A 6,900-nucleotide genomic window follows, 5' to 3' on the forward strand; every position below is an offset into this window, starting at 1 on the left:
AAGAGCTTTTTCCGGGGGGAATGATTCCCCCCGGACCCCCTCGGGGCAATCGAAAGGGCCTGGGACGAGCAAAACTCGTCCCAGGCCCTTTCGATTGCAGAGGTGTCGGGATGGATGCGTTTTGGGCACGGCCTCAGAATCATTGCCAACAACAACCATTCCACACTGTTTCAACCTGACCGAATCCAGTAATCGGCCCGCTGCCGCTTTTCGCCCCGCGCAAAACACTCCGCCGGATGGCCTGCCCGACTTTGCGGGCAGGCCATCCGGCGGCACAGGGAGTCCAGAGGGGCTTGTGCCCTCTGGCGGGGTGCAGGGGCAGAGCCCCTGCACTCTCCTCTCCCACCGCAGCCCCAACTTGCCGCTGGCCCTGCGTATTTGCGCCTTTCACCGATTGCACCGACACGCAGTGTGCGGTTTGCGATAGGAGCCCCGAAGCGCAAACTCCACGGCATCCCGACTCCAGGGACCGCAGAAGCGCGGCAACCACAGCACAGGAGGACAGGGTGACGGCGAATTACAACGATGACAGGAGTGGGCGCCCCCACGCTGGTGAACGCTGCATTGCGGCGGCGGCGGCTCCCACCGGCATCAGTCGGGGCTGGGCTGTGGTGTTTTGCGGACTGGGGCTGAATCTGGCTCTGGGCGTGCTGTACGCCTGGAGCGTTTTCGCCAAGCAAATGACAGAGTCGGCGGAGGCAGGCGGCCTGGGCCTGTCCAAGACCGAAGCCAGTCTGCCTTACATGCTGGCCATCGGCGTGTTCGCGCTGATGATGGTGCCTGCCGGGCGCATGCAGGATCGCCTGGGGCCGCGCAAGGTGGCCATGGCCGGCGCGGTGCTCACCGGATTGGGCCTCATGGTCTCCAGCCTGGTGCAGCCGGGAGTCATCTGGCCGGTGCTCATCGGTTTCGGGCTCATGGCGGGCGCGGGCTTTGGCCTGGGCTACGCCGCAGCCACGCCAGCGGCCATCAAGTGGTTTCCGCCGGAAAAGAAAGGCCTCATCACCGGATTGGTGGTCAGCGGCTTCGGCCTTGCGCCGGTGTATATCGCGCCCCTTTCGCGCTACCTGCTGACGGAGCATGGCGTGAGCGGAGCGTTCCGCATACTTGGCGCGGCCTTCACCATCATCGCCCTGGCCCTGAGCAGCCGCATCGTGAACCCGCCGCTGACCCTGGCGCCGCAGCCCACGCCCGGAGCCGCCGCTCCAAGCGCAGCGCCGGATTGGCGCGTCATGCTGCGCACGCGCTCGTTTTACCTGCTGTATGCCGAATACACCTTCGCCGCCCTGGCTGGTCTCATGATCATCGGGCACTTGGCCAAGATCATCGCCGTGCAGACTGGCGGCGTGGTTCAGACCGGCTTCATGCTGGTTGCCTCCATGGCCGTGTTCAACGCCATGGGTCGGCTCATGGCCGGAATGCTGTCCGACAAGTTCGGCCGCATCCGCACCCTCATGGCCGTGTGCCTGACCCAGGCCTGTGTCATGCTGACCTTTCCCGGCCTGGACGGCATGGTCGGATTCTTTGTCGGCAGCGCGGTGGTGGGCTTCAGCTACGGGGCATGCCTGGCGCTTTTCCCGGCCACGGTTGCAGACTACTGGGGCGCGAAGAACTTCGGCTTCAATTACGGCATCCTGTTCACCGCCTGGGGCCTTGGCGGCGTGTTCGGCCCGCTTCTGGCCGGCCGCATCGCCGATGCCACGGGCAGCTATACCCTGGCCTATTACATCGCAGCCGGACTGATGCTCGCCGCAGCCGCGCTGACGACCATCACCAAGAAGCCCCAAACATCGCGGGCCTAGACTTCACGCACACGCAGGGGGGGCTGACGCGCCCCCCTGCCCCGCCCAACGCCCCACAGGACTGCACTTGACCTTTGCCCTCATCTGGGGGAAAGTACCGCGATTTTCCACGCGGCGAGGCGCATTTTTTGCCTTGCCGTCCCTCTTTTGGAGCACCAGTGACCGACCCCCAATTCGCCAAAGATCTCACCCGTGAAGCGGGCCGCCGCCGCACCTTCGGCATCATCAGCCACCCGGACGCGGGCAAAACGACCCTTACCGAAAAGTTGCTGCTTTACGGCGGCGCAATCCAGATGGCTGGCACCGTCAAGGCCAGAAAGGCCGCCCGCTACGCAACCTCCGACTGGATGGCCATGGAGCGCGAACGCGGCATCTCCGTCACCAGCTCGGTGATGCAGTTCGAGTATCAGGACTACGCCGTCAACCTGCTGGACACCCCCGGCCACCAGGACTTTTCCGAGGACACCTACCGCGTGCTCACGGCTGTCGATTCCGCCGTCATGGTCATCGACTCGGCCAAGGGCGTCGAGACCCAGACGCGCAAGCTCATGGACGTGTGCCGCCTGCGCGACACGCCCATCATCACCTTCATCAACAAGATGGACCGCGAAGGCCGCGAACCCCTTGAGCTGCTCTCCGACATTGAGGAGAGCCTCGGCATCGAGTGCGCGGCCATGACCTGGCCCATCGGCATGGGCAAGGGCTTCAAGGGCACCTGGAACATCCTCAAGAACGAGCTGCACCTGTTCAGCGCCACCCACGGCGGCAAGATTCAGGAAGGCCTCGTCATCAAGGGTCTGGATGATCCCAGGCTGGACGAGGTTCTGGGCGAACAGGCCAAGGATCTCCGGCGCGACATGGAGCTGGTGGCGGGCGCTGGCTATCCCTTTGACCGCGAACGCTACCTGGCAGGCAAGCAGACTCCGGTGTTCTTCGGCAGCGCCATCAACAACTTCGGCGTGCAGGAACTTCTGAACGCCTTTGTCGAGCTGGCCCCGGCCCCGCGGCCCCGCGCCGCCGTCACGCGCGTTGTGGACCCCACTGAAACCGAGTTTTCCGGCGTGGTGTTCAAGATCCAGGCGAACATGGACCCGGCCCACCGCGACCGCATCGCCTTTCTGCGCATCTGCTCCGGCCGCTTCCAGCGCGGCATGAGGCTCAAGCACCACCGCATCGGCAAAGACGTGACCATCGCCAACGCCACCATCTTCATGGCCCAGGACCGCAGCAATGTGGACGAGGCCTGGCCCGGCGACATCATCGGCCTGCACAACCACGGCACCATCAAGATCGGCGACACCTTCACGGAAAAAGAGCCCCTCAAGTTCACCGGCATCCCAAGCTTCGCCCCGGAGCACTTCCGCCGCGTGATCCTGAAAAGCCCGCTCAAGGCCAAGCAGCTGCAAAAGGGCCTGGCCCAGCTGGCCGAGGAAGGCGCCGTGCAGGTGTTCCGTCCGCTCATGGGCAACGACTACATCCTGGGCGCCGTAGGCGTGCTCCAGTTCGACGTCATCATGGCGCGGCTGAAGGATGAATACGGCGTGGAGGCCCTGTACGAGCCTGCGCAATACAACTGCGCCCGTTTCATCAGCTGCGACGACAAGCGCAAGCTGGCCGACTTCGAGCGGGCCATGCACGGCTCCCTGGCCAAAGACGCCGAGGACAACCTGGCCTATCTGGCCCCCAGCCAGTGGCGGCTGGAGGATACCCAGGAAAAATGGACCGGGGTAAGCTTCAACACCACGCGTGAACATGAATAGAAGAACCCCGAAACCGCCACCGCCAGACCTCTCGTACCTGGCCCCCCTGCGCGAAGGCGCGGAAATGGTCGAGGAGCACAAGCGCTCCTTCACCTCCGAGGAAATCGGCCTGCTGCCCCTCACCGCCTTTGTGGGCAAGATCATCCTGGTGGAGTGCGACCGCCAACTGCATCAGGCCATGCATGTGCTGCATGAAGAAGAAGTCCTGGGCTTCGACACCGAGACCCGGCCCATCTTCAAGAAGGGGCAGATCCCGCCCCCGGCCTTGTTGCAGCTCGCCAGCCACAAGGACGTCTACATCTTCCAGCTATCCAAGCTGCAGGACAAGGCCGTGCTCACCGAGCTCCTGGCCTCGCGCCACATCATCAAGAGCGGAGTGTCCGTGCGCGACGACCTCAAGGGCTTGAAGGAGCACTTCGAGTTCACCGAGCGCCGCTTCGTGGACCTGGGCGAGGTGGCCAAACGCCTGGGCATGCTGACCCACGGCCTGCGCAACCTCTCGGCCAACCTGCTGGGCGTGCGCATCAGCAAGGGCGCGCAGTGCTCCAACTGGGCGCGCGAGGCGCTCAGCACCAAGCAGATCGTCTACGCCGCCACCGATGCCTGGATCAGCCGGGAACTGTACCTGAAGTTCGCGGACATGGGCGTGCTGCGGGACGAATAAGGCTGAACGGAGGTCTTTCCCGCCCTCTGCGCCCCCATACAGGCGCAATACAGACGGCCCGGCTCCTCCATGCGAGGAATGCCGGGCCGCCTGTTTTTGTGACCTGAAAGGTCAGGGGTTGGCCTTGCCCTTCTTGGCCGGTTTCTCCGGGAACCATTCATCTCCCTCGAAGTCGTACACAAGCTGCGACTGCACACGCTTATTATCCAGGCTGCGCAGGCTCACGCTCACGTTCGACCGGCTGCCAAGCCTGCCCACGTAGCCGCTTGAATCTTTGCCCTCGTATTCCGAGAACATGTCCAGCACAAAGCTTCCATCCGCATCCTTCGGCGCGGGCGCGGCCAGCAATTTCCTGAACTCCCAGCCGCCATAGCGCAAGGGCAGAAAGTGCAGCGCGCTCTTGCCGGGGTCGCCTTCACGGCACACGGCCAGCAGGTAGGGCGTCTTGTCCTCTTCCGTATACGCATGCGGCGTCTGCCGGTCCGTGCGGGGATTTTCCACCCCCAGGTCCAGGCCGTACGCCCTTAACCCCAGCGTCCCGGTGTCGGCCTTGGCCTGCTGCCGCAGACGAGTGACAAGTTTGAGCGCCTTGTTGATGGGCACCGCCTCGCCCAGGGGCTGTGAGTCCAAATACTTGGGCTGTCCCGGCCCGCTGCCCAGCAGCCGCAGCTGCGGGGGCCGGGCGTCCAGGTCGATCTCCATAGTGGCGTTGTCCATGCGCCCGCCCGGCAATGCGGTCAGCCTGTCCAGCCGGTACCGCGCCGGGTTTTTCGCGCTGTAGCTTGGGTTGTGCCCCGGTGTCTCCCGCAGCCCCTGCCAGCGCGTGGCCACCGGGCCTCGCCAAAGGGCGTGGCCGGTGCGGACATACCACAGATCACCCACAAAACCTACGTACAGGCGTTCGCTGCGGCCATCCGGTTCCGGCACCGAGAAGATGGTGGTCCGGCTATATGATGGTCCGTCATTCGTCCACTCCTGCGTGCTGGTGCAAATGAGCCGCAGGGCCAGCGGATCGTCCAGAGGTGGAGGCGCGTAGTCCTGCGCCAGGGCCGGCAAGGCCAGCAGCGGCAGGAGCAGCAGGGCCAGCAAGGGGCGGATCATGGCTTGCCCTTCTTGGTCGGCTTGGGCCGGTACCATGACCCGGACTCCGGATCATTGTAGAGCTGCGACTCTACAAGCTTCACGTCCATATTTCGCAAACCGACGCTCACGTCCGAACGGCTGCCGAGAATCGCCTCATCGCCGTCACCGTCTTTGCCCAGGTACAGGGAAAAGATCCGCAGCACAAAACTTCCATCCGCATCGTTCCGCGTGGGCGCGGCCAGCAGTTTTTCAAAGATCCAGCTGTCGTAGCGCGGCGGCAGAAAGTGCAGGGCATGCACGCCGGGGTCGCCTGCGCGGCACACGGCAAGGAGGTAGGGGGATTTGTCGCTTTCCTCAAAAGGCAGAGGATTGAGCCGGTCTACAGGAGGATTCTCTTTGCCGAGGTTCACTGCGTAGGTGCGCAAGCCCAGCGTCCCGGTGTCGGCTTTGGCCTGCTGCCGCAAGCGGGTGACGAATTTGAGCGTTTCGGTCATGGGCACCGCCTCGCCCAGGGGCTGCGAGTCCAAATACTTGGGCTGCCCCGGCCCGCCGCCCAACAGCCGCAACTGCGGGGGTCGGGCGTCCAGGTCGATCTCCATGGTGGCGTTGTCCATGCGCCCGCCCGGCAGCGCGGTCAGCCTGTCCAGCCGGTACCGGGCCGGGTTTTTCGCGCTAAACTTGGGGATCCACTCACGCGCCTCCCGAAGCCCCTGCCAGCGCGTGGCCACCGGGCCGCGCCAGAAGGCGTGGCCGGTGCGGGAGTATAAGATGTCGCCCACAAAGCCTACGTACAGGCGTTCCGTGCGGCCATCCGGTTCCGGCACCGAGAAGATGGTGGCGCGGCTGTACGAGGGGCCATAATTCGTCCACTCCTGTGTGCTGGTGCAAATGAGCCGCAGGGCCAGCGGATCGTCCAGAGGCGGAGGCGCGTAGTCCTGCGCCAGGGCCGGGAGAGCCAGCAACGGCAGGAGCAGCAGGGCCAGCAAGGGGCGGATCATGGTCTATTCTCCTGGAAACCGGCAGGATTACATGCCGATGTGGTAATGGTTTTTGTGTTCGTCGAGTGTTTTGAAATCTTTCGGCTTCGTAAGCTGCTTTGGACGCATGACGCCATCGCTGCCCCTTTCCAGCCAGCCCGTTGGGCCGATGAGCTGTTTAATTTTCGGCTCATTTTTCGCCCATTTTTCAAGATTTGCCGCCGCTTCCTGCGCCCGTTCGGCCTCCGGTCCGGTGGCCGTCTCCAGATTCACCACACGCACGCCGTTGATGTTGTTGATGTCCACGGCACGGCCATCGGCGTGCGGGTCATTGGGATTGGCCGGATCAAAAGGCCGCCGCCCGCTGTTCACATTCACGGTGTCCAGCTTGGGCACTTCTTCCTTTATCCGCTCCACTGCGTCTTGCATCTCAGGCTTAAGATCGTCTTGCTTCGGGTCAGGCCGTGTCCGGTCGTCGTTCTTCCAGGTTACCTTTGCGGGGGGCCTGGGGCTGGCCTTGCCGCGCACTTCGTTCGGAAGCGTCACCTTGCCCCGGTGCGCCGGACCGGTTGAGGAGGCGCTTCCGGTGGTGCCATACCAGCCATGCGCGCCAT

Annotated in this window: 6 protein-coding genes; 3 read left to right on the plus strand and 3 right to left on the minus strand. The window is 64.1% G+C overall.

Annotated elements, in window-relative coordinates:
• The first annotated feature begins 506 nt into the window (after positions 1 to 506).
• The 3 genes from Q8O35_RS11775 to Q8O35_RS11785 all read left to right on the plus strand — a co-directional run bounded on the left by Q8O35_RS11775 (position 507) and on the right by Q8O35_RS11785 (position 4,226).
• The gene (locus Q8O35_RS11775) at positions 507 to 1,802 is read left to right on the plus strand and encodes an OFA family MFS transporter (RefSeq protein ID WP_305573521.1); all 1,296 of its coding nucleotides are present in this window, start codon (positions 507 to 509) and stop codon (positions 1,800 to 1,802) included.
• Between the two features lie 158 nt (positions 1,803 to 1,960).
• A complete protein-coding gene (locus Q8O35_RS11780; protein WP_305573523.1) occupies positions 1,961 to 3,562 on the plus strand; it encodes a peptide chain release factor 3 in 1,602 nt (533 codons plus the stop codon).
• Positions 3,555 to 4,226, plus strand: a complete 672-nt coding sequence (locus Q8O35_RS11785; RefSeq protein WP_371133127.1) for a 3'-5' exonuclease — start codon at positions 3,555 to 3,557, stop codon at positions 4,224 to 4,226. Before Q8O35_RS11780 ends, Q8O35_RS11785 begins: the two co-directional genes overlap by 8 nt.
• Positions 4,227 to 4,337: 111 nt before the next feature.
• Here Q8O35_RS11785 and Q8O35_RS11790 read toward each other — a convergent pair whose 3' ends face one another.
• The 3 genes from Q8O35_RS11790 to Q8O35_RS11800 all read right to left on the minus strand — a co-directional run.
• Complete coding sequence (locus tag Q8O35_RS11790; protein WP_305573527.1) at positions 4,338 to 5,327, minus strand: hypothetical protein; 990 nt, start codon at positions 5,325 to 5,327, stop codon at positions 4,338 to 4,340.
• Positions 5,324 to 6,307: a hypothetical protein gene (locus tag Q8O35_RS11795; protein WP_305573529.1), complete on the minus strand. Its 984-nt coding sequence runs from the start codon at positions 6,305 to 6,307 to the stop codon at positions 5,324 to 5,326. The genes Q8O35_RS11790 and Q8O35_RS11795 overlap by 4 nt, the downstream gene beginning before the upstream one ends.
• A gap of 27 nt (positions 6,308 to 6,334) precedes the next feature.
• Positions 6,335 to 6,900 (minus strand): hypothetical protein (locus tag Q8O35_RS11800; RefSeq protein WP_305573531.1); only part of this gene is annotated, 566 nt, incomplete at its 5' end.

The sequence above is a fragment of the Humidesulfovibrio sp. genome, from assembly GCF_030689645.1.
GTDB lineage: Bacteria > Desulfobacterota > Desulfovibrionia > Desulfovibrionales > Desulfovibrionaceae > Humidesulfovibrio.

Excerpts from the sequence above, each read along its gene's own strand:
- Q8O35_RS11795 (WP_305573529.1), bottom strand. The coding sequence starts at position 6,307 with ATGATCCGCCCCTTGCTGGCCCTGCTGCTCCTGCCGTTGCTGGCTCTC.
- Q8O35_RS11790 (WP_305573527.1), bottom strand. The coding sequence starts at position 5,327 with ATGATCCGCCCCTTGCTGGCCCTGCTGCTCCTGCCGCTGCTGGCCTTG.
- Q8O35_RS11785 (WP_371133127.1), top strand. The coding sequence starts at position 3,555 with ATGAATAGAAGAACCCCGAAACCGCCACCGCCAGACCTCTCGTACCTG.